General features: G+C 65.7%; 22 protein-coding genes and 1 pseudogene. 7 read left to right on the top strand and 16 right to left on the bottom strand.

Features of this window, described 5'->3' with window-relative positions:
• Positions 1 to 4: 4 nt before the first annotated feature.
• Together AWB76_RS04075 and AWB76_RS04070 are read right to left on the bottom strand one after the other, a co-directional pair.
• A complete protein-coding gene (locus AWB76_RS04075) occupies positions 5 to 916 on the bottom strand; it encodes a D-amino acid aminotransferase (RefSeq protein WP_061158825.1) in 912 nt (303 codons plus the stop codon).
• Positions 917 to 926: 10 nt separating this feature from the next.
• On the bottom strand, positions 927 to 2129 hold the full coding sequence (locus AWB76_RS04070; RefSeq protein ID WP_061159014.1) for a D-alanyl-D-alanine carboxypeptidase family protein: 1203 nt from the start codon (positions 2127 to 2129) through the stop codon (positions 927 to 929).
• Positions 2130 to 2199: 70 nt separating this feature from the next.
• Between AWB76_RS04070 and AWB76_RS40630 the strand changes: the two genes are divergently transcribed.
• Positions 2200 to 2487 carry a hypothetical protein gene (locus AWB76_RS40630; protein WP_157696039.1) on the top strand — a complete coding sequence of 96 codons (288 nt, stop codon included), beginning with the start codon at positions 2200 to 2202 and terminating at the stop codon, positions 2485 to 2487.
• Positions 2488 to 2516: 29 nt separating this feature from the next.
• On the opposite strand, the gene AWB76_RS04065 is transcribed toward AWB76_RS40630, so the two are convergent.
• From AWB76_RS04065 to AWB76_RS04035, 7 genes are read right to left on the bottom strand one after another with little or no spacing between them, the layout of a single operon-like run.
• Positions 2517 to 3143, bottom strand: a complete 627-nt coding sequence (locus tag AWB76_RS04065; protein WP_061158824.1) for an alpha/beta hydrolase — start codon at positions 3141 to 3143, stop codon at positions 2517 to 2519.
• On the bottom strand, positions 3140 to 3469 hold the full coding sequence (locus AWB76_RS04060) for a (2Fe-2S) ferredoxin domain-containing protein (RefSeq protein WP_061158823.1): 330 nt from the start codon (positions 3467 to 3469) through the stop codon (positions 3140 to 3142). The genes AWB76_RS04065 and AWB76_RS04060 overlap by 4 nt, the downstream gene beginning before the upstream one ends.
• 58 nt (positions 3470 to 3527) lie before the next feature.
• Positions 3528 to 4700, bottom strand: a complete 1173-nt coding sequence (locus AWB76_RS04055; protein WP_061158822.1) for a VanZ family protein — start codon at positions 4698 to 4700, stop codon at positions 3528 to 3530.
• Positions 4701 to 4749: 49 nt separating this feature from the next.
• The gene (locus tag AWB76_RS04050) at positions 4750 to 5376 is read right to left on the bottom strand and encodes an ABC-type transport auxiliary lipoprotein family protein (protein ID WP_061159013.1); all 627 of its coding nucleotides are present in this window, start codon (positions 5374 to 5376) and stop codon (positions 4750 to 4752) included.
• A gap of 11 nt (positions 5377 to 5387) precedes the next feature.
• Complete coding sequence (locus AWB76_RS04045; protein ID WP_061158821.1) at positions 5388 to 6347, bottom strand: MlaD family protein; 960 nt, start codon at positions 6345 to 6347, stop codon at positions 5388 to 5390.
• Between the two features lie 31 nt (positions 6348 to 6378).
• Positions 6379 to 7257 carry an ABC transporter ATP-binding protein gene (locus AWB76_RS04040; RefSeq protein ID WP_061158820.1) on the bottom strand — a complete coding sequence of 293 codons (879 nt, stop codon included), beginning with the start codon at positions 7255 to 7257 and terminating at the stop codon, positions 6379 to 6381.
• A gap of 5 nt (positions 7258 to 7262) precedes the next feature.
• Positions 7263 to 8390 (bottom strand): MlaE family ABC transporter permease, encoded by a 1128-nt coding sequence (locus AWB76_RS04035; RefSeq protein WP_061158819.1) that lies wholly within the window; start codon positions 8388 to 8390, stop codon positions 7263 to 7265.
• 181 nt (positions 8391 to 8571) lie between these two features.
• On the opposite strand from AWB76_RS04035, the pseudogene relB reads away from it, so the two are divergent.
• The 4 genes and pseudogenes from relB to AWB76_RS04020 form a co-directional block, all read left to right on the top strand.
• Positions 8572 to 8706, top strand: a pseudogene (gene relB, locus AWB76_RS43250) (type II toxin-antitoxin system RelB family antitoxin); the annotation flags it as partial.
• A gap of 333 nt (positions 8707 to 9039) precedes the next feature.
• Positions 9040 to 9927, top strand: coding sequence for a biotin--[acetyl-CoA-carboxylase] ligase (locus tag AWB76_RS04030; RefSeq protein WP_061158818.1), 888 nt, complete (start codon positions 9040 to 9042; stop codon positions 9925 to 9927).
• Positions 9924 to 10745, top strand: coding sequence for a type III pantothenate kinase (locus tag AWB76_RS04025; protein ID WP_061158817.1), 822 nt, complete (start codon positions 9924 to 9926; stop codon positions 10743 to 10745). The genes AWB76_RS04030 and AWB76_RS04025 overlap by 4 nt, the downstream gene beginning before the upstream one ends.
• Positions 10746 to 10779: 34 nt before the next feature.
• The gene (locus tag AWB76_RS04020; protein WP_061158816.1) at positions 10780 to 11019 is read left to right on the top strand and encodes a hypothetical protein; all 240 of its coding nucleotides are present in this window, start codon (positions 10780 to 10782) and stop codon (positions 11017 to 11019) included.
• A 16-nt stretch (positions 11020 to 11035) separates the two neighbouring features.
• Here the strand turns inward: AWB76_RS04020 and rfaE2 are convergent, their stop codons facing one another.
• The 7 genes from rfaE2 to AWB76_RS03985 form a co-directional block, all read right to left on the bottom strand.
• Positions 11036 to 11518, bottom strand: a complete 483-nt coding sequence (rfaE2, locus tag AWB76_RS04015; protein WP_061158815.1) for a D-glycero-beta-D-manno-heptose 1-phosphate adenylyltransferase — start codon at positions 11516 to 11518, stop codon at positions 11036 to 11038.
• Positions 11519 to 11640: 122 nt separating this feature from the next.
• On the bottom strand, positions 11641 to 12516 hold the full coding sequence (locus AWB76_RS04010; protein ID WP_061158814.1) for a ferritin family protein: 876 nt from the start codon (positions 12514 to 12516) through the stop codon (positions 11641 to 11643).
• 397 nt (positions 12517 to 12913) lie between these two features.
• A complete protein-coding gene (locus AWB76_RS04005; RefSeq protein ID WP_061158813.1) occupies positions 12914 to 13915 on the bottom strand; it encodes a MerR family transcriptional regulator in 1002 nt (333 codons plus the stop codon).
• Positions 13916 to 14158: 243 nt separating this feature from the next.
• Positions 14159 to 14932 (bottom strand): PhaM family polyhydroxyalkanoate granule multifunctional regulatory protein, encoded by a 774-nt coding sequence (locus tag AWB76_RS04000; protein WP_061158812.1) that lies wholly within the window; start codon positions 14930 to 14932, stop codon positions 14159 to 14161.
• A 36-nt stretch (positions 14933 to 14968) separates the two neighbouring features.
• Positions 14969 to 15796 (bottom strand): enoyl-CoA hydratase/isomerase family protein, encoded by an 828-nt coding sequence (locus AWB76_RS03995; RefSeq protein ID WP_061158811.1) that lies wholly within the window; start codon positions 15794 to 15796, stop codon positions 14969 to 14971.
• A 19-nt stretch (positions 15797 to 15815) separates the two neighbouring features.
• On the bottom strand, positions 15816 to 16985 hold the full coding sequence (locus tag AWB76_RS03990) for an ABC transporter substrate-binding protein (RefSeq protein WP_061158810.1): 1170 nt from the start codon (positions 16983 to 16985) through the stop codon (positions 15816 to 15818).
• Between the two features lie 96 nt (positions 16986 to 17081).
• Positions 17082 to 18068: a fumarylacetoacetate hydrolase family protein gene (locus AWB76_RS03985; protein WP_061158809.1), complete on the bottom strand. Its 987-nt coding sequence runs from the start codon at positions 18066 to 18068 to the stop codon at positions 17082 to 17084.
• Between the two features lie 108 nt (positions 18069 to 18176).
• On the opposite strand from AWB76_RS03985, the gene AWB76_RS03980 reads away from it, so the two are divergent.
• Together AWB76_RS03980 and AWB76_RS03975 are read left to right on the top strand one after the other, a co-directional pair.
• Complete coding sequence (locus AWB76_RS03980) at positions 18177 to 18989, top strand: IclR family transcriptional regulator (RefSeq protein ID WP_061158808.1); 813 nt, start codon at positions 18177 to 18179, stop codon at positions 18987 to 18989.
• Positions 18990 to 19088: 99 nt separating this feature from the next.
• Positions 19089 to 20327: a DUF3108 domain-containing protein gene (locus AWB76_RS03975; protein WP_061158807.1), complete on the top strand. Its 1239-nt coding sequence runs from the start codon at positions 19089 to 19091 to the stop codon at positions 20325 to 20327.
• Positions 20328 to 20331 lie beyond the last annotated feature (4 nt).

Here is a 20331-nt window from a genome sequence, read left to right as displayed (position 1 = left end):
TCCTTCACTTGCCGCGCTCGGCCTCTTCGGCGAACTCGCGCGCTTTGGCCCGCTGGTAGGCGTCGTACAGTGCAGCATAGACCGGACCGGGGCGGCCGTCGCCGACGCTGTTGCCGTCGAGCGTCGTGATCGGCATGACTTCCTTGGTCGCGGAGCTGATCATGACTTCGTCGGCGGAGCGCAATTCGGCTTCGGTGATGTCGCGCTCCTCGAACGCGATGCCCGCCTCGCGCGCCAGTTCCTCGATCAGCCCATATCGGATGCCTTCGAGAATGCGCGGGCCGCGCGGCGCGCCGAGCAGCGTGCCGCCCTTCACGATCCATACATTCGACGACGATCCTTCGGTCAGCAAGCCGTCGCGCAACTGGATGGTTTCGAGCGCGTTGTTTTCGGCGGCGTGCTGCGCCATCAGCACGTTGCCGAGCAGCGATATCGATTTGATGTCGCAATGCAGCCAGCGCTTGTCTTCGGCGGTGACGGCCACCGCGCCGCGCGCGCGATCCGCCGTGCTCGGGAACACGAGCTGGCCGAGCATGACGAACACGGTCGGCGTGATGCCCGCCGGAAACGCGTGCCCGCGCCGTTTCGCGACGCCGCGCGTCACCTGAATGTAGACGAGCGCGTCGCCCGTGCCCGCATTCTCCGCGATGACGCGATCGATCAGCGCGCGCCAGCCGGCGTCGTCGAACGGATTGTCGATGCGGATCTTGCCGAGACTCCGGTTCAGCCGCGCGAGGTGCTGCCTGAGCCGGAACGGAAGTCGCGCGCCATCGGCTTGCGCGTAGAGCGGCACGACTTCATAGACGCCGTCGCCGAAGATAAAACCGCGGTCGAGCACGGGAATGCGCGCTTCGGAAAGCGGTCCCCACTCGCCGTTCAGATAGACCGTTGGATCGAATGCTTCGGCTTGGGTCATCGCAGGCTCCTTACTTACGCTTCTGCCACCACAGCAGCGCCGAATCCCACAGGCGGCCGAAGATGCCCGCTTCCGGCACGTCCTGCAGCGCGACGAGCGGGAAACCCGCGACTTCCTTGCCGTCGGCCATCATCTTGACGGTGCCGATCTGCTGACCCTTCTTGATCGGCGCGACGATCAGGTTGTCGTGCGTGACGGTCGGCTTGATCTTGTCGCCCAGACCCTTCGGCACGGTGATGTACTGATCCGTCGACACGCCCGCCTGCACGCTGTCGGCCGCGCCCTTGTACACGCGCGGCGATTCGATCACCTGATTCGCCTTGTACAGGCGCACCGCGTCGTACGCGGTGTAGCCGTAGTTCAGCATCTTCAGGCTGTCCTGCACGCGGTTGTGCTCTTTCGGCTCGCCCATCATCACGGCGACGAGACGGCGGCTCGCGTCGGGCACGCCAACGAGCGAACGCTTCGCCGTCGCGATCAGGCAGTAGCCAGCGGCCTTCGTGTGGCCGGTTTTAAGGCCGTCGACGGTCGGATCGAGCCACAGCAGGCGGTTGCGGTTCGGCTGCTTGATCTTGTTGTACGTGAATTCCTTCACCGAGAAGATGCTGTAGTACTCGGGGAAGTCGCGGATCAGGCGCGTGGACAGCACGGCGAGGTCGCCGGCGGTCGTGTAGTGGTTCGGATCGGGCATGCCGTTCACATCGGCGAAATTCGTGTGCTTCATGCCGATGCGCTTCGCCGCCGCGTTCATCAGCGTGACGAAGTTGCCCTCGCTGCCGCCGACGAGTTCCGCGAGCGCGATGGCCGCGTCGTTGCCCGACTGAATGATCATGCCGTACACGAGGTCATGCACGGTGACGGGCTTGTTCGCCTCGATGAACATGCGCGACTCGTCGGTGCGCACGCGGCGCACGGCCTCGCTCGGCATGACGGTCTGGTCCATGTTGATCTTCTTCGACTTGAGTGCGTCGAAGACGAGATACGCGGTCATCAGCTTGGTGAGCGATGCCGGTTCGACACGCTCGTCGGGATTGCCGGACGCGAGCACCTGATTGCTGGTGGCGTCGACGAGCACCCACGAATGGGCGGTCACGTCGGGCGGCGGAACTTGAGCAAAAGCGCTCGCTGCCGCCAGCATGGCGGGCAGAACGAGAGCGGTTTTGGCACGAACGGAAACAGAAGGAAGAGACAAGCCGGAAGGGACAAAGCGCATAGGATCGATCGGCGGAAAAAGCACGCTGCGACGATGACGATCGAGGATCGGATGATCGGCGAAGCACGGGTTGAACAGGCTGACCGTCGCTGTCGGTCGGGCGTTTCGCCAGGACTGCGGCACACGCGGCGCCGCGGCGAAAAAGCGCTCGTTCGACAAACGGACGCGAAAACGGTTCTCAGAAGCGGGGATTTCGACGGCCGCGATACGTGAAAAGCGAGATCACGCGGCCGGAACCCATGAAAAAATTCTGCGCCATTATACGCGCGGGCTGCTTCCGTTTTCCTTCGAATATGGGCAGTTGCCGCTCGTTTTAACGTTTTTCAGGCTGGGCTTAGCCGGTTTTGCCGATCGATGAGCAATGCGCGCGTCGAGCCTTTCGAATGCTCAACGCCATGCATCGACGATCACGCGCTTGAGGATATGCAGCTTGCGGTGAAAGAAGTGCTCGCCGCCCGGAATCACGACGACCGGCAGTTCCTGCGGGCGCGCCCAGTCGTAGACGGACTGGATGGGCACGGTGTCGTCGACTTCGCCGTGGATCACGAGCGTCGTGTCGGGCACGGGCGCGACTTCCCAGCGGCTCGCCGCCGTGCCGACGAACACCATGCGCTCGATCTGCTTGCCCGCTTCGAGCATACGTTTCGCGACGTGCGACAGCACGAAGGTGCCGAACGAAAAGCCCGCGAGCACGATCGGCACGTCGGCCTGGCCGGGTTGCGCGCGCATGTGGTCGATCAGCGCGAGCAAGTCGTCCTGCTCGCCGATGCCGTTGTCATGCTCGCCGCCCGTCTGCCCGACGCCGCGAAAGTTCGAGCGATACGTCGTGTAGCCGAGCTGCACGAAAGTGCGCGCGAGCGTCTGCGCGACCTTGTTGTCCATCGTGCCGCCGAAGAGCGGATGCGGATGCGCGACGAGCGCGATGCCGCGCGGCGCGGATTCGGTTTGATCGAGCGCACATTCGATCTTGCCGGCCGGTCCGTCGATCAGGAATTTTTCGGTTTGCGCGTTCATGCGGGTTGATCGATCAGTAGACGTTCGACGATTTTGCCGTTGGCCAGATGCGAATCCACGATTTCGTCGATATCGGCTTCATCGACATACGTGTACCACGTGCCTTCCGGATACACGACCAGAACCGGCCCCAGCTCGCAGCGATCGAGGCAGCCGGCCTTGTTGATGCGCACCTGGCCTTCGCCCGCGAGGCCCAGTTTTTTCACGCGCTTTTTCGCGTGCTCCTGCATGGCCTGCGCATTGCAATTCGCGCAGCTCGGACGCGGTGAATCGGCCTCGCGCTGATTCAGGCAGAAGAACACGTGGTACTTGTAGAAGGAATCCATGAGCGGGTGCGATGAGAGTGTCGGTCGATTATAGCCAGCGATGTTCGTGCCCGCCTCGTCAGGCCGGCCCGCCGGGCTTGCGTGCGCGCCGCCGCGCGAGCCACGCGCGCTCCGCCGCCGACGCGAGCCAGCCGAGCGCCGCATACGGCCACACCCACGCGAGCCAGTGTGCAAGCCCGTTGAAATGCAGATAGCGACCCTGGCGCCAGTCGGCGAGCACGATATCGAAATACGGATTCACCGGCAGCAGATTGATGAGCGCGAGCGAGACGACGAGCGCCGCGCCCGCGAGCGCCGCCCGCAGCCCGCGCGGCAAAGCCACCGACAGCACGCCCGCGATCGTCGCGATGGCGATGCCTTCGAGCGCACCGTCCGTCGCCCAGTCGAACGTCAGCCCCGCGCGCGATTGCAGAAAGCTTGCGCCTGCTTTCGCGAAGATCGTCATCGCGATCAGGCCGAGCATCAACCGGATGCGTGGCGCGCGCTGCCTCGTCAGCAGCGTCGCGAGCACGAGCGCCGCGAACAGGCTCGTCGACGTGATGAGCGCTTCCCAGGTGTCGTCGGGCAACAGCGCGCCCAGCCGGTCCGGCCACGTTTCGACATCCCACGCGGCGGGCGTCCACGCGAGGATCGCGTCCTGCATCGCCGGATCGAGCTCGTCCCACAGCACGCGCGGCAGATCGCCGCCGCCGAAGAGATACGGCGCGGGGAACATCGCCGCGAATGGCCAGAGCGCGGTCAGCCCGAGGACATAGGCCGCGTCGCGCTCGAACCACGTGAAGCGGATGCGCCGCAAGAGACCGCGATCGAGCAGCGCGCTCGTCGCGGGCGCGGTCAGAACGCCGCCGACGAGCGCGCCGAACGCATTGGCGGCAAGATCGAGATTCGACGCGACGCGCGTCGGCAGATAGGTCTGGATCGCTTCCATCGTGCCGGAGAGCAGCGCGCCGCCCAGCAGCGCCGCGATCACCGCGACCGTGCCGCGATAGCGCGGATAGAGCGCGAGCACGATCAGCGCGCCGAGCGGCATGTAGCCGAGCACGTTGGTGACGACATCGAAGACGGTCAGATACTGCGGCAGCGGATCGGCGAGATACGCGAACGGACTCAGCCCGAGCGAGCACCAGCCGGAAAACGGATACAGCGAACCGTAGACGACGAGCGCCGCATACGCCGCGAGCGCCTGACGCGAAAACGCCGACGGACGGCGTTGCCATTGCTTGATCGTCATGGGCCGCCCGGACGCTCCGGTGCGGCGCGCAGTGCGATGCAACCGAACGTCATCGCGAAGCGGAAAGCGGTTGAGCGGCGAGCCACGCGGAAAGCTGCGCGATCACGTCGTCCGATGCCGCCGCGAGCGCCCGCGCGCCGCCGGGTGCATCGGCGCTCGGTGCGCTCGCGCTCGCGGCGAAGCTGCGCTGGCCGACCACGCGGCCTTGCTGCGTGAGCGTCGCGCGCACGGAAACCAGGCCGTGGCTTTGCTCGGGCGCATCGAAGACCTGTTCGAAGCTGATCAGCTCGACTTCGAGCAGCGGCACGGCGCGCACCGGATCGGCGCCCGAAAGAATCGGGCCGCGCGCCGCCAGCGCCTCGCGCAGGCGTTGCGTCAGGAGTTGCGCGGGCGGCATCGTCCAGTGGCTGTTCGAATAGTTGCCGGTGCGCTGCGCGTCGACGTAGCTCAGCCGATACGCGAACGAGTCCGTTTCCAGACTGCGCGGCGCGGCGACGGCCAGCACCTTCACCGGCGGCATCGGCGCGCTGCCGGCGGTTGCGTCGGCGGCGAGCGGCGCGCCGAGGTCGTAATGCGCGTCCGGCATCGCGGTGGACGTAGATCCGCAGCCCGCAAGCGTCGTGACGCAGGCGAGCGCGAACACCGCGAATGCTCCTTTCATGTCGATGTCTGGCATGTCGTTTTCTCTCAATGCGCCGCTTTCGCCGGCCACGTGAAGCCCGGCTCGCCCGGTCCCGGCTCCTTCTGCGGCGCGCCGAAGAGCACGCTGCGCGGATTGGTGCTGAACGTATCGGCGGCGCGATCGACGGAACGCGCCGCCGCGCTCACGTCGTCGCTGAACGAATAGAAGCGCGGCAACGCCTCGAAGCCGACGCGCGCCGTCACGAAGCGCAGCGATTCGTTCATGTCGGCGAGCGCCGCGCCCGCCTCTTCCGCGGCCTTCCCCGCCTTGTTCAGATTGGTGACGAGCGGACCGTCCGGACGATTCAGGTTCTGCACGAGCTGGCCGGTCGAAGCGAGCGTGGCGTTGAGCTGCTTCAACGTCTGCGGCAGTTGCGCCGTCGCGGGCTGAACCTGGCTTGCGAGCGTCGCGATGCCGTCGGCGGCGCCTTGCAGGCTCTTCGTCGTCGCCATGAGCTGGTTGCGCACGTCGTCGGAGAGGAATTTGTCGGCGTCGTCGGACAGTCGCTCGAACTTCTTCAGGATGATGTCGCCGCGCTGCTGCAATTGCTCGAAGAGGCCGGGACGCATCGGCACTTCGGCGACGTGCTGAGGCGACGAAGCGAGCGCTGCCGTGTCGTTGCCGGTGTCGTCGAGCTGCACGAACGCGATGCCCGTCACGCCCTGAAAGCCGAGCGTCGCGTAGGTGGAATGCGTCATCGGCGCGTTCTTGTCGACGAGAATGCGGATGCGGATCTGCCCCGGATGCGACTTGTCGAAGCTGATCGACTGCACCTTGCCGATGCCCAGGCCGCGATAGCGCACGGCCGCGTCCGTGAAGAGGCCGGTCACGTTGGTGCGCGCGATGAGGTCGTACGGCACGCGCACGGTGCGATCCACGTTGAAGAAGAACACGGCGAACGCAATGGCCAGCACGAGCACGATCGTGAAGAGCCCGGTCCAGAACGCGTGTGATTTGTTTTCCATCGGCAGGTTCCTCTAGCGCACGCTTTCGCGCTCACTTGTTCACGGCGATCGGCGCATCTTCGAGCGCGGCCGGCGGCAGCTTCGCGCGGCGCTCGGGCGGCAGGGCCTGCAGCGCGCGTCGTCCGCGCCGCCCCAGAAAATACTCGCGGATGAACGGATGATCCACCGCGCACGCTTCTTCCACCGGCGCCGCGACGAGCACGCGATGATCCGCCAGCACGGCGACGCGCGTGGACAGCGCGACCATCGTATCGAGATCGTGCGTGACCAGCACGACCGTCAGCCCCAGCGCGCGATGCAGCGTGGCGATCAGATCGACGAACTCGTCCGACGCCTTCGGATCGAGGCCGGCCGTGGGTTCGTCGAGAAAGAGCAGTTCGGGTTCGAGCGCGATCGCCCGCGCGATGCCCACGCGCTTCACCATCCCGCCCGACAACGCGGACGGCATCTTGCTCGCGTGCTTGCACGACAGGCCGACCATCTCGAGCTTCAGCATCACGAACTCGCGGATGAGGTCCTCGGGAATCTTGCCGAGTTCGCGAAACGGCTGCGCGATGTTGTCGTACACGGTCAGCGACGAAAACAGCGCGCCTTGCTGAAACATCATGCCGGAGCGCGTGCGCAGCATCTTCGCGGTTTCCTCGTCCATCTGCGCCCATTCCTCGCCGAGCACGCGGATGATGCCCGAGGTCGGCAATTCCAGCCCGAGCATCTGCCGCACGAGCGTGGTCTTGCCCGAGCCCGAGCCGCCCAGCAGCGCGACGATCTCGCCGCGCCGCACATCCAGATTCAGATGCTCGTGAATCACGGTGCGGCCGTAGCGCTTGGTGAGATCGCGCACTTCGATCACCGGCTCCGCGATGACGGGCGGCGGCTGATGGCGAACGGCGGTGGCGAGCGTGGTCGACATGGCGGTCAGAGTCCGACGTTCTGAAAGAGGATCGCGAACACGGCGTCCGCGAGAATCACGATGGTGATCGACGTCACCACCGAAGTCGTCGTGCCTTCGCCGAGACTTTGCGAATTCGCCTTGATGCGAAAGCCGAAGTGACACGCCGCGAGCGCAATCAGCATGCCGAACACGACGCCCTTGCCGAGCCCGATCCACAGATTCGCGATCGGCACGACGGACGGCAGCGAGCGCACGAAGAAGTTCATGTCGATGGACAGCACGAGCTTCGCGGCAAGCGCGCCGCCCGTCAACGCGATGATGTTGGTCCACATGACGAGCAGCGGCATCGCGATGCCGAGCGCGATCACGCGCGGCAGCACGAGGCGCAGGCCGTGCGGAATGCCCATGACCTGCATCGCGTCGAGTTCTTCGGTGACGCGCATCACGCCGATCTGCGCGGTGATCGCGGAACCCGAACGGCCGGCGACGAGAATCGCGGACAGCACCGGCCCGAGCTCGCGAATCACCGAGAGCCCGAGAATATTCACGATGTACTGATTCGCGCCGAACGCCTGCAACTGCTGCGCGGACAGATAACTCAGCACGATGCCGATCAGAAACGCGACGAGCGCGGTGATCGCGAGCGCCTGCGCGCCGGCGCTGTAGATATTCGCGGAAATTTCCGTCCACGGGATGCGCTGCGGACGCCGGACGAGCCCGACGAGATCGAGCACGAAGCCGCCGAACATCGCGAGGCCGCCGTAGAGGTGATCGAAGAAATCGAAGATGAGCTGGCCGAGGCGCGTGACCGGATCGACGCGATCGACGGCCTCGGGTTCCTCGCGCTCGGCGTCGAGCAGCGCGACGCGCTCGAAGATTTCGCGCTGCGTGTCGGACAGCGCGATGGTCGCGGGCATCTTGCGGCCCCACACGCGCCAGAGCGCCTGGCCGCCGACGTGATCGAGCCGCTCGACCGAAAGCAGATCCCACTGGCTGATCGCCTCGCGCCCGATGGCCCGCAGCCGCCGCGTGACGCCGCTTTTCGCGCGGTCGCGGGCGAGCGCGAGCGCGGTCCACTGGCCCGAAAGCCGGACGACCTTACCCTGCTGACCAGCTTCCACTCTCAGGCGCGGCGGCGTGTCGAAGTCCAAGGATCGATGGCGATGGGACGCGGTTAAAGGGGAGAGGACATTGTAGCGAAGTGTGTCGGGAGGGCGGGGATGGTGGTGCGGGTGGTTTTTGCCTAGGACGCGCCAAGGATCGGAATTTCCGTGTTGCGGTGCACTTGAGTCGTCGGGATATATTGGATCGAACCGCACTGGTGTGACGGAAATGACCGCAAGATCCGAATCGCTCCCTCCGGACTTCGAGACACTGGAAGAAGCCGAGCGCTACGACAAAGCGTTTCGCGATGAAATCGAGGCCTCTCTACGTGATCCGAGGCCGTCGATTTCGCACGCACAGGTGTTCCTTCAAATGGAGGCATTGATCGCAGCGAGACGCAGGAGTCGAAGGCGGCGTTCAATGTCCAGACGTTCGGTCCCAGAACAACTGCAGGATCGCTACGATCCCGTTCCGCAAACGACGGAGATGCTCGCGGGTTCGGCGCTCGAGGCCGGCTGCGACGCCCTCGGTCCGAAATATGAAGCCTTAGAAGCGGTTCTTCGCCCGCGCCGGAATGCTGGCTCGAGGCTGTTCAAAGCCGGAAAGGCGTCGACGTTCACAGCTAGCGTCGGCGGGCGGCATCGCAACGTTTTCGTGACGCGGAGAAACGCCCATCCCACGGCTACAATACCCGCCATGAACTCATCCCCCTTCGCCCCCGACGCGCCCTGGCGCATCGACCGCACCCGGCTCGCGACGCTTGCCGAGCGGCCCGCTCGCGACTGGACGATCGACATCGTCGACGAAACGGGCTCCACCAACGCCGACCTGATGGCGCAATTGCGCGCCTCGCGACGCGACGGCACGCCCGCGCCGGTCGTGCGCGTCGCGTACTCGCAAAGCGCCGGGCGCGGACGGCGCGGCCGCGCGTGGCTCGCGGAACCGGGCAATGCGCTGCTGATGTCGGTCGGCTGCGTGCTGCAGCGGCCTATCGAAGGGCTATCGGGACTGAGTCTCGCCATCGGCACGGCCGTGCTCGATGCGCTCGCGCGTCTGCCGCTCTCGCCGTCCGCGCGTCCCGCGCTGAAATGGCCGAACGACGTCCTGCTCGACGACGGCAAGCTCGCGGGGATTCTCATCGAAACGGCATGGAACACGCCGGATGCCACGGCGGTCGTGATCGGCATCGGCATGAACCTGCACGGCGCGGAGCAACTCGCCGCGCAAGTCGACGACGCGAACCGCCACGCCGCCCAGCCCGCGCCCGGCGCCGCGCCGGCAGCGCTCGCTCGCGCATGGCCCGACGCGAATCTCACCGACACGCTCGCCGCGCTCCTCAACGCGCTCGACGCCGCGCTGCCGCGCTTCGAAAAGGACGGCTTCCGGCCGTTCCGCCAGCGCTGGCTCGACGCGCATGCGTGGGCCGGACGCGAAGTCTTCCTGCTCGATCAGGGCATGGAAGTGACGCGCGGCATCGCATCGGGCGTCGACGAAGGCGGCCAGTTGCTGATCGACGCGCCCGAAGGCCCGCGCACCGTCACGACCGGCGAACTCACGCTGCGTCTCGCGAAGGAACGTCCGTGAACGAATCCGGCAACGAGGCGCCGTATCTGCTGATCGATGCGGGCAACAGCCGCATCAAATGGTCGCTCGTCGATGAAACCGGCGCGTCGATCGCGAACGGCGCCTTCGAGCACGCGCATCACTCGACCGTCGCCGACGACGCCGCGCTCGTCGACTGGTCCGAATTGACCACCCCAGCGAGCGCCTGGATTTCGAACGTCGCGGGCATGCAGGTGCAAAACCGCATTCAGCGCCTGCTCGACGCACGCTGGCCCACGCTGCCGCGCACCGTCGTGCGTGCGCGCGCCGAACAGTGCGGCGTGATCAACACCTACGCCGACCCAACGCGCCTCGGCAGCGACCGCTGGGCGGGTATGATCGCCGCCCGCGCGGCCTATCCGGGCGAGCATCTGCTGGTCGCGACCTTCGGCACCGCGACGACGCTCGAAGCGTTGCGCGCCGACGGCGTGTTCACGGGCGGCCTGATCGCGCCCGGCTGGTCGCTGATGATGGAATCGCTCGGCAGCCACACGGCGCAGTTGCCGACGCTCGACGCCGCATCGGCACGCGAGGCGCTGAATCAGACGCGCAGTCTCTTCGCCACCGACACCGCCGCCGCACTCTCGGCCGGATGCCTGCTCGCGCAGGCGAGCCTGATCGAGCGCGCGTGGCACGACCTGAAAGCCGACTGGCACGCCGAAGTCCGGCTCGTGCTGGGCGGCGGCGCGGCCAATGAAATCGCGGGCGCGCTCAACGTGCCGCACACCCGCCACGATTCGCTCGTGCTGTCCGGCCTCGCGCTCATTGCGCGTGACGCGACGGCGCGCCATTCATCCTGACTTTTCTGCTTTGATTGACGGACGGAGCCCAAGAATGCTGCGCTGGCTAATCGCCCTACTGATACTCGCCAACCTGCTGATGTTCGCGGTCATGCACGGCATGTTCGGACCGCTGCCCGCGGCCGGCGCGCGCGAGCCGCATCATCTTTTGCAGCAGGTTCATCCCGAGGCGCTCGCGACGCGCCCGCTGAGTCCCGAGGAAGCGTTCGACCAGCCACGCGTCGGTGGACCAGCGCCCGCCGCCAACGTGCAGACCGCGCCGCTCGGGCAGTAAATCGCGCGAGGGCGAATCAGCTCTGCGCGCGCACCTTTTTGAGCAGCGCGGTCGTCGACCGGTCGTGCTCGAATGCAATGGCGAGCGCCTTGCCGCCCCAGCCGCGCACGAGCGCCGATTCCGCCAGCTTGTCCATGTCGTAGTCGCCGCCCTTCACGAGCACATCGGGGCGCACGGCCTCGATCAGTTGCAGCGGCGTCGATTCTTCGAATTTCACGACCCAGTCGACGCTTTCCAGCGCCGCGAGCAACGCCATGCGATCGTCTTCGCGATTGATCGGCCGGTCGTCGCCCTTGCCGAGCGTGCGCACGGACGCATCGCTGTTCACGCCGACAATGAGCGTCGCACCGAGCGCCTTCGCATCGGCGAGATAAGTCACGTGGCCGCGATGAAGAATATCGAAGACGCCGTTGGTGAAAACGACGGGACCGACGAGCGTCGGACGGCGCGTGGCGAGCGCCTCGCGCGTGATGATCTTGCGTTCGAAAATGGCGGGCATGGCGGCGCTCGTTGCAAAGTGCTTAAAGCGCGCATTGTGCCACGGCGCTTCGCACGGGGAACAATGCAAAACGGCCCGCCGGTTCTACCCGGCGGGCCGTTTCGTTGTCAGAGCCTGAACGCTCAGGCCGGTTGCTCTGCCCCGCCGCCCGGCGATGCCTGCAGACGCAGCGTCACTTCCTTGCGATAGCGGTTCAATTCCTGCGCGGTCGCGAACGAACGCTCGAACAGAATCGACAGATTGTGCAGGATGCGCTCGACGACCTTCTTCTCCCAGCTGTCATCGAAGCGGATCTGGTCGTCCAGCCAGCGCTCGAGCCACTCGGGATCGGGCAGACGCGACTGCACGGTATCGCGCGGGAAGAGCGCCTGATTCACGTGCAGATTGGTCGGATGCAGCGGCTTTTCGGTACGGCGCGCGGACGCCATCAACACACCGATCTTCGCGAACGCCGCCCGAGCGGTGTCGCCCGCGGTCGCGAGCGCCTTCTTCATGTAACGCAGATACGCGCCGCCGTGACGGGCTTCGTCGCGCGAAATGGTTTCGTAGATGTGCTTGATGACCGGCTCCGTGTGCCACTCGGCTGCACGGCGATACCAGTGATTGAGGCGGATTTCGCCGCAGAAATGCAGCATCAGCGTTTCGAGCGGCGGCGCCGGATCGAACTCAAAACGCACCGCGTGCAGTTCCTCTTCGGTCGGGACCATGTCGGGCTTGAAGCGCCGCAGATACTCCATCAGCACGAGGGAATGCTTCTGCTCCTCGAAGAACCACACGCTCATGAAAGCGGAGAAGTCGCTGTCGTGATGGTTGTCACGCAGGAACATTTCGGTTGCGGGAAGAGCGGACCATTCGGTGATCGCGTTCATCTTGATGGTTCTGGCCTGCTCGTCGGTGAGCAGGGACGCATCGAATTTGTCCCAGGGAATGTCTTTCTCCATATCCCAGCGGACGGATTCCAGCGATTTATAAAGTTCCGGATAAAGCATGGTGTTCATAGTCCACCCCTGATGCCACTTATGCGACGTTATATCTGTATTGACTTTCGGCTAGGGCGCGCATGAATAACTTGCACGCGAGCAGCCAAGCTTTCAATTTTACGCGGGATTCGGTCGGCCGAAGACGAAAAGCGACAACGAAGCGCGACATTTGGCGCTGCGGCAAGCCGTCGCGTCCCGCGAAAACACTGCACTTCCCGTGCAAGTGTTGCAGTTGTGCGTCTTGTTCTACCGTGGGTGAGGAGCGAAACCTGTGCCTGAGGTATGGTCAAGTGGCGCCGAACGTGCCGCCGGGAACCGCGCCGGCGGCGCAGTATGACGTGCGCGCATGACAATGATGCGATGCCCGCCTCATGCGAACTTCCGCGCCGTTGCTCGACATTTCGAGCGTCTTTGATCATAGCATGGCGGATTGACGCCATTCCGCGACGGTGTCATCGATCGGATTCAGTCCTGCAATGTTATGCACGCCGTCGTTGAGCTTGCGCCGCAGCGCCGGGCTGCTTCCGCCGACCCAGATGCGCACGTGCGGCGGCAACAGGTTGCGCAAATCCCCCAAACCGTTCGCGATGGACTGCGCCGGCAGCACGGCGGTGAACGACAGCGCGACGATATCGATATGATGCGCCGCCACCGCATCGACGATATCGTGCAGCGGCGTCTGCAAGCCCAGCTGAATGCAGTCGCACTCGGCGAGCGTGAACATCGCCTCGGCCATCAGGATGCCGAGTCCGTGACCTTCGCCGGAAAGCGTCGTGAGCAGCACGCGCGGACGGCCGCTGCGCGCGCGCACGGCGTCGGCGAGCGGACGGATCAGCGCGCGCAGCGTCGACTGGATCGCCTCGCTGAAGAGATGCTCGTGATAGACCTGCAACGTGCCCGCCGCCCACGCATTGCCGACGCGCGCCGACAGCGGCGCGGCGACGTCCAGCACGAAGCGCTCGAGGCCGTCGCGCGTCGCCCGCTTCAGCAGGAAAAAGCGGAACTCGTCGAAAGCGCTCGTTCGCAGCAGCGAAATCAGATGATCGAGCTCGGCATCCGGCGCGTCCTGCCCGACGCCTGAACTCTCCGCCAGGTGCTGCAGGATGTCGACCGGTTGCGCGAGCACCTTGCTCGGTCGATGCCCCGCGTCCAGCAGGCGCTTGACGAGCCGCAGCTTGGTCACCTGCTCTTGCGGATAGAGGCGCTCGCCGCCGGACGATCGCATCGGCTGCGGAAAACCGTAGCGACGCTCCCAGACACGCAATGTGTCCTTCGTCAGACCAATTTCCTGCGCGATCGCGCCAATGCCGATTCCGGTCACGCCCGCCCCCGCCCCGCTTGAAGGGACGGATTCCGGACGCTCGGTGTTGTCGGAAATCGGCTCCGAGTCGAAATCTTGTTCGGACGAGTTTGTCATGGACAGATCGATTTAATGACGACAAGGATGGACGATGCAGATTACGTGCCCGGCGGCGAAGCTGGACAAATTTCAGCGCCGTCGATGTTTCATCATAGACAAAATCGAAACATACGTGGGTTCTGAGAAGCATTTCAGCGCGGCGGCCACGTCGTGAGCGACGATAAAAAATACAAAGCCCGGCGGCGCGTCGCGCGCCGCCGGGCTTTGTAGAGATAGGAAGGAAGCGCCGTAAAACGCGAATCAGACGGGCTTTTTGCGCGGCGCGGTCTTGCGCGCGGGCGCTTTCTTTGCCGCGGCGGCTTCGGGCCTGTCTTCGGCGCCGTTTGCCGGCTGCTCCGCGCCGCTCGCGCCCGGAGTAGCCGGCTGGTCGCCTGCCGCGCCCGTTGCGTTGAGCGGGTTAGTCATGCCGGGCTGGAGCATCGCGAGATGCGCGAGCTGGTTGAACTGCGATTGCAGCACGTTCCACCAGCCGGTCGGATCGAAGCCAGGCGGCGTCGCGGAGCCTTCGGCCGTGGCGTCTTGTTCCGCATCGGCGGATGCCTCGCGCGCAGGCGCACCGGTCGCCGCTTCCTGCTTCGGCGCATCCGGTTTTGCCGCGCCGCTCATCGGCCAGCCGGCGGTCGCGGCCTTCGCGTTCTCCGTCGCGGCGCTGTGCGCGCTTTCGACCGACGTCTGCGCGAACGCGCCGAACGCGCGCAGCGTCGCGAGCGTCGCGCGCTGCACTTCGAGCGCCTGGATCGCCGACTGCAGCATGTTGAGATTGAGCTTCAGCCAGTGCTCGACGGCGCGCATGTCCGTCACGCGCTTGTCGAGTTCTTCGATGTTGGTGAGCGGAGCGAGCATGTCCGACATCATCGAGAGGGAAGGACCCATGCCCTGCCCGCCGCCCGGCATGGCGGCGGCGAACGGATTCAGGCGCATCAGCTCCCACATCTTGCCCATCATGTCGGCCTGGCCGAATCCGGGAAAACCGGGAATCGTGTAGGGCGGCGTACCGCCAGTGTTATCGGTCATTCGACTCTCCTTGTTTTCGTGTGAGATTCGCGTCGTTCAGAACGGCGCGCCGCCCGGAAAATCCGGCGCGCGCCGTTCGCGCAGCGAGCGCATGCCTTCGTGCACGTCCGGGCCCGCGAAGCCCATGAATTCGAGCGCGAGCGACGTATCGAAGGTCGGCCCCGCCTGGCGCAGCCAGTTATTGAGCGCGTACTTGGTCCAGCGAATCGCCGTTTGCGAGCCGTGCGCCAGACGGTTCGCGACTTCGATTGCCTTCGGCATCAGTTCGTTCTCTTCGACGGCGAGCGACACCAGCCCGATGCGTTCCGCCTCCTCGCCGCTCACCGGCTCGCACAGCAGCAGATAGTACTTGGCCTTGGCCATGCCGCACAGCAGCGGCCAGACGATTGCCGCGTGATCGCCCGCCGCGACGCCGAGCCGCGTATGCCCGTCGATGATGCGCGCCGACTTCGACGCGATCGAGATATCGGCCAGCAAGCCCGCGACCAGACCCGCGCCGACCGCCGGGCCGTGCATCGCGGAGACGATCGGTTTGCCGCAGTTGATCACGTTATAGACGAGATCGCGGGCTTCGCGCCAGACGCGTGCGCGCACGTCGAAGTCGTTCGCCATCTCCTCGACGAGTCCGAGATCGCCGCCTGCCGAAAAGCCCTTGCCTTCGCCGCGAATGAGCGCGACGCGCGTCTCGGGATCGCGGTCGATGTCGCGCCAGATGTCCGCGAGCTCGCGATGCATGTTGGCGTCGGCGGTGGACAGGCCGCTCTTGTTCGCGCCCGCGCCGGGCATGACGACTTCGAGCACGCCGTGCGGATGGCGGCGCAGTTCGAGCGATGTGTAGCCCGCGTACATGGAGAGGTCGCTCATGATGCTGTCGATAAAAAGGTTAGCGCGGCTGATAGACCCACTTGCCGTCGCGGATCTCGACCATCACGCGCGCGCGCTGATCGAGGCCGATGTGATCGTTGGGCGTCATGTTGACCTGCCCGTTGGTGTCGGAGAAATTCTTCGTGCCTTCGAGCGCGTCACGCAGCGCGGCGCGAAACGCCGGCGTGCCGGGCGCGCCCGCTTTCATCGCGATAGGCACCGCGCGATTGAGCAGCATGCCCGCGTCCCACGCATACGAGCCGAACGCCGAGACGCTGCCCGCGCCCTGCTTCGCCTCATACAGTTTGATGTATTCGAGCGCGAGACGTTTGGCCGGATGATCGTCGGGCAACTGCGCGGCGACGAGCACCGGGCTCGCGGGCAGGAACGTGCCGTTGCAATCCGCGCCGCACACGCGCAGGAAGTCGCGATTGCCCACGCCGTGATTGTGATAGACCTTGCCCTTGTAGCCGCGCTGCGCGAGCGTCTTCGGCGGCAAGGCGGCGGGCGTGCCGGCCGCGCCGACGACGACCGCATCGGGCTTGGCCGCGAGAATCTTGAGGATCTGCCCGGTCACGCTCGGATCGGTGCGATTGAAGCGCTCGTTCGCGACCACTTCGATCTTGTGCAGTTGCGCGAACTTCGCGACTTCAGCGTAGAAGGTCTCGCCGAGCGCGTCCGCCTGGCCGATGTACGCAAGCGTCTTCACGCCATGATTGCTCGCGTGTTCGGCGATGGCGGACGCCATCATCGCGTCGGTTTGCGGCGTCTTGAAGACCCAGCGGCGCTTGTCGTCCACCGGTTCGATGATCTTCGCCGACGAAGCCAGCGAGATCATCGGCGTCTGGCCTTGGGCGACGACATCGATCATCGCGAGCGAGTTCGGCGTGATCGACGAGCCGATGATCGCATCGACCTGATCTTCGGTGATGAGCTTCTTCGTGGTCTGCACGGCCTGCGTGGTGTCGGAGGCGTCGTCGAGCACGATGTAGTCGACGGGCCTGCCGCCCATTTCCTTCGGCAAGAGCGCGACGGTGTCGCGCGCGGGAATGCCGAGCGACGCCGCCGGCCCCGTGAGCGACAACACGAGACCGATCTTCACGTGCTGCGCCGTCTGCGCGAATGCCGCCGTCGTCGCGGCGAGTGCGAATGCCGCGCCCGCCAGGAATGTCCACTTGCCTGCCGCCATCGAAGTCTCCTTTTTTTGATCGTTCTAACGCTGCACGAAAGCAGCCCGGCAAAGTGTAAGGCGTGGCTTGCGCACGCCGCATCGGGCGAAACCCGTTCAATGCTCCGGTTGCACGACCGCCTGATCGATCGCGCCGAAGATCGACTTGCCCGCTTCGTCGAACATCTCGATCTTCACGCTGTCGCCGAACTTCATGAACTCCGTCTGCGGCGCGCCGTGCTCGATGGTCTCCAGACAGCGCTTCTCGGCGATGCAGCAGTAGCCGCGCCTCGCGTCCTTGTTCGAGATCGTGCCGGAGCCGACGATCGATCCCGCGCGCAGATTGCGCGTCTTCGCCGCGTGCGCGATCAACTGGCCGAAGTGGAACACCATGTCCGTGCCGCAATCCGGCTGGCCGACTTTCTTGCCGTTCCAGTGCACGATCATCGGACGATGCACGCGGCCTTCGCGCCATGCATCGCCAAGTTCGTCGGGCGTGACGGCGACCGGCGAAAACGCGGTCGCGGGCTTGCTCTGAAAGAAGCCGAAACCCTTGGCGAGTTCGGCGGGAATGAGATTGCGCAGCGACACGTCGTTCACGAGCATGAGCAGGCGCACGCTGCGCAGCGCTTCGTCGGGCATCGCGGCCATGTGGACGTCCGACGTGATGACGGCGACTTCCGCCTCGAAGTCGATGCCATACGATTCCGTCGCGCACACGATGTCGTCCGCCGGGCCGATGAAGTCGTCGCTGCCGCCCTGATACATCAGCGGATCGGTCCAGAACTCGGGCGGCATTTCGGCGTTGCGCGCGCGGCGCACCAGCTCGACGTGATTCACGTACGCGGAGCCGTCCGCCCACTGGAACGCGCGCGGCAGCGGCGCCATGCAGACTTTCGGGTCGAACGAGAACGTATTGCGCGCGCGGCCGACATTCAGCGCTTCGTAGACGTCCATGAGCTGCGGCGCGTAGAAGGTCCAGTCGTCGAGCGCGCGTTGCAGCGTCGAGACGATGCCATCGGCGATGGCGGCCGTGCGCAGATCGCGCGAGACGACGATCAACTGGCCGTCGCGCGTGCCGTCCTTCAAAGTTGCGAGTTTCATGGAGCAGTGCCCGGTGAGCGTGGTGACGCGGGTGACGTTAAAGGAAATGTATTTTACGATGGTGAATCGCCGCCGGCACTCGGTCGAACGGCATAAGCCTTTTCGCACATGCAATCCACCTCCCTCACCGACGACGAAGACACCCACGATGCCGCCGAAGAAAAAACGCGCTCCGGCATTCAATCGATCGAAGTCGGCTTCCGCCTGCTCGACGTGCTGACCAACGAACCGCGTGCGATGATGCTGCGCGACCTCGCGCAACGCGCGGGCATGAGCCCGGCGAAGGCGCATCGCTATCTGGTGAGTTTTCTGCGGCTCGGCGTCGCGTCGCAGGATCCGGTTTCCGGGCGTTACGAGCTCGGCGGCTTCGCGTTGCAGATGGGGCTCGCGCGGCTCGCGCGCGTCGATGGCGTGCGGCTTGCGCGCATCGCGCTTGCGCAGATGCGCGATCGGCTGGATCAGACGGTCGGCATCGCGGTGTGGGGCAATCAGGGGCCGACCGTCGTGCACTGGATGGAATCGAGCCATCCGGCGAAGGCGTCGCTCAAGCTGGGCGATGTCATGCCGCTGCTTTCATCGGCGACCGGACTGCTTTTCGCCGCCTATCTGCCGCGCAGCAAGACGCAGCCGATGCTCGAGCGCGAACTCGCCGCCACGAAGCAGACGATGGCCGATGTCGAGCCGCTGCTCGCCGAAGTGCGCGAGCACGGCGCGGCGCGCGTCGAAGGCATGCTGCTGCCGACGATCCATGCATTCTGCACGCCGGTCTTCGATGCAACCGGCGAACTCGCGCTCGGTCTCATCGCGCTCGGGCACGAAGGCACGTTCGACACGCGCTGGGGCGGCGAAATCGACACCGCGTTGCGCGAATGCGCGCGCGGGCTGTCGTACGAACTGGGGCACAAGGCGGGCGAGCGCTGACTGCTCCCGTCGATTGGGGCCAGGAACATCGTTTCCATCGCGCGTGTCTTACGCCTTTTCGCCGATCCTCCGCATCACGCGCTTTTCACGCCTTCCACGATGTCACTGTTTCCATTCCGCCGTCCTCGCCCCGCGTCGGGCGAGCCATCCGCTGCCGCCATCGAATCCGCCACGCCGCGCCGCTGGGGGCGCTGGGCGCTGGCGGTGCTGATCGTCGCGGGACTGCATGTCGGCGCGGTGCGCTGGATCGAGCACAACCGGCAGCCGATGCACACGCCGCCCGGCGCACCGCCCGTGCAGGTGGAATTGCTGACGCCCAAGCCGATCGCGCCGCCCGCACCGACGCCGCCCGCGCCCGCGCCGGCAAAACCGGCCGCTCCGCCGAAACCGGCCGCGCCCGCGCCCGCGCCTGCGCCTGCGCAAAAACCGGCGCCCGCGGCGGCGCCGGTATTGACCGCCGCGACACCGCAGCCGGACGCCCCGGCGGCCGCGTCGGGCGTGGCGGCTTCGGCGCCTGCGCAACAAGCGGCATCGCCCGCTTCGCAGACCGCAGCGCAGACTGCATCGCAACCCGCGACCGCATCGGGCGACAAATTCAGTGTTCCGCCCACCGGCGAGTTACGTTACGACACGCTCGTCAACGGCATGATGAATCAGACCGGCACGATCCACTGGAGCAACGACGGCCAGCACTACGAGATGGTCGTCTCGATTCCGCTGCCGTTCGTCGGTCCGTATGTGTATTCGAGCAAAGGTCATATCGACGGATTCGGCATCGCGCCGGAACAGTACACCGAGCAGCGCGGCCGCCGCGCCGCCGATATCGCCATCTTCAACCGCGAAACGAAGCAGATCGTCTACACGAAAACGCCGCAGAACCAGCCGCTCGCGGACGGCGCGCAGGATCGCTTCAGCGTCGTCATGCAACTGGCGAGCCTCGTGCGCGGCGCGCCGGACAAATACAAGCCGGGCGTCACGCGCCAGTTCAGCGTCGCGGATAACGACAGCAACGAAATCTGGCCGATCGAAACCGTCGGCGACGAAACCGTGCAGGCGCGCGGCGGCTTCACCACCGCGCGCCACTTCACGCGCCTACCGCGCAAGGACGGCGACCGCCGCAAGCTCGATATCTGGCTCGCGCCGTCGATCGGCTGGCTGCCCGTGCGGATTCTTCAAACCGAGCCAAATGGCATGCAGATCGAACTGCTGTGGGCCGGCAAGCTCGAAGCGCCGCCAACGGAGGGACACGATGTCGCCCCGGGCACGCAAGCTGCGTCTGAAGAATCCGCGCCCGCCGTGCCCGTCGAGCCACCAGAGCCTGCCGCGGACAAACCGTAACGCG

It is taken from the genome of Caballeronia temeraria, from assembly GCF_001544795.2.
GTDB classification, from domain to species: Bacteria; Pseudomonadota; Gammaproteobacteria; order Burkholderiales; family Burkholderiaceae; genus Caballeronia; species Caballeronia temeraria.
Note: the sequence above shows the minus strand (reverse complement) of the source record. Positions and strands in the feature narration are given on the sequence as shown.

Excerpts from the sequence above, each read along its gene's own strand:
- AWB76_RS04065 (WP_061158824.1), bottom strand. The coding sequence starts at position 3,143 with ATGAACGCGCAAACCGAAAAATTCCTGATCGACGGACCGGCCGGCAAG.
- AWB76_RS03990 (WP_061158810.1), bottom strand. The coding sequence starts at position 16,985 with ATGGCGGCAGGCAAGTGGACATTCCTGGCGGGCGCGGCATTCGCACTC.
- AWB76_RS04020 (WP_061158816.1), top strand. The coding sequence starts at position 10,780 with ATGCTGCGCTGGCTAATCGCCCTACTGATACTCGCCAACCTGCTGATG.
- AWB76_RS03985 (WP_061158809.1), bottom strand. The coding sequence starts at position 18,068 with ATGAAACTCGCAACTTTGAAGGACGGCACGCGCGACGGCCAGTTGATC.
- rfaE2 (WP_061158815.1), bottom strand. The coding sequence starts at position 11,518 with ATGCCCGCCATTTTCGAACGCAAGATCATCACGCGCGAGGCGCTCGCC.
- AWB76_RS04075 (WP_061158825.1), bottom strand. The coding sequence starts at position 916 with ATGACCCAAGCCGAAGCATTCGATCCAACGGTCTATCTGAACGGCGAG.
- AWB76_RS04060 (WP_061158823.1), bottom strand. The coding sequence starts at position 3,469 with ATGGATTCCTTCTACAAGTACCACGTGTTCTTCTGCCTGAATCAGCGC.
- AWB76_RS04005 (WP_061158813.1), bottom strand. The coding sequence starts at position 13,915 with ATGACAAACTCGTCCGAACAAGATTTCGACTCGGAGCCGATTTCCGAC.
- AWB76_RS04040 (WP_061158820.1), bottom strand. The coding sequence starts at position 7,257 with ATGTCGACCACGCTCGCCACCGCCGTTCGCCATCAGCCGCCGCCCGTC.
- AWB76_RS04050 (WP_061159013.1), bottom strand. The coding sequence starts at position 5,376 with ATGCCAGACATCGACATGAAAGGAGCATTCGCGGTGTTCGCGCTCGCC.
- AWB76_RS04010 (WP_061158814.1), bottom strand. The coding sequence starts at position 12,516 with ATGAACACCATGCTTTATCCGGAACTTTATAAATCGCTGGAATCCGTC.
- AWB76_RS04030 (WP_061158818.1), top strand. The coding sequence starts at position 9,040 with ATGAACTCATCCCCCTTCGCCCCCGACGCGCCCTGGCGCATCGACCGC.
- AWB76_RS03980 (WP_061158808.1), top strand. The coding sequence starts at position 18,177 with ATGCAATCCACCTCCCTCACCGACGACGAAGACACCCACGATGCCGCC.
- AWB76_RS04000 (WP_061158812.1), bottom strand. The coding sequence starts at position 14,932 with ATGACCGATAACACTGGCGGTACGCCGCCCTACACGATTCCCGGTTTT.
- AWB76_RS04055 (WP_061158822.1), bottom strand. The coding sequence starts at position 4,700 with ATGACGATCAAGCAATGGCAACGCCGTCCGTCGGCGTTTTCGCGTCAG.
- AWB76_RS04070 (WP_061159014.1), bottom strand. The coding sequence starts at position 2,129 with ATGCGCTTTGTCCCTTCCGGCTTGTCTCTTCCTTCTGTTTCCGTTCGT.
- AWB76_RS04045 (WP_061158821.1), bottom strand. The coding sequence starts at position 6,347 with ATGGAAAACAAATCACACGCGTTCTGGACCGGGCTCTTCACGATCGTG.
- AWB76_RS03975 (WP_061158807.1), top strand. The coding sequence starts at position 19,089 with ATGTCACTGTTTCCATTCCGCCGTCCTCGCCCCGCGTCGGGCGAGCCA.
- AWB76_RS03995 (WP_061158811.1), bottom strand. The coding sequence starts at position 15,796 with ATGAGCGACCTCTCCATGTACGCGGGCTACACATCGCTCGAACTGCGC.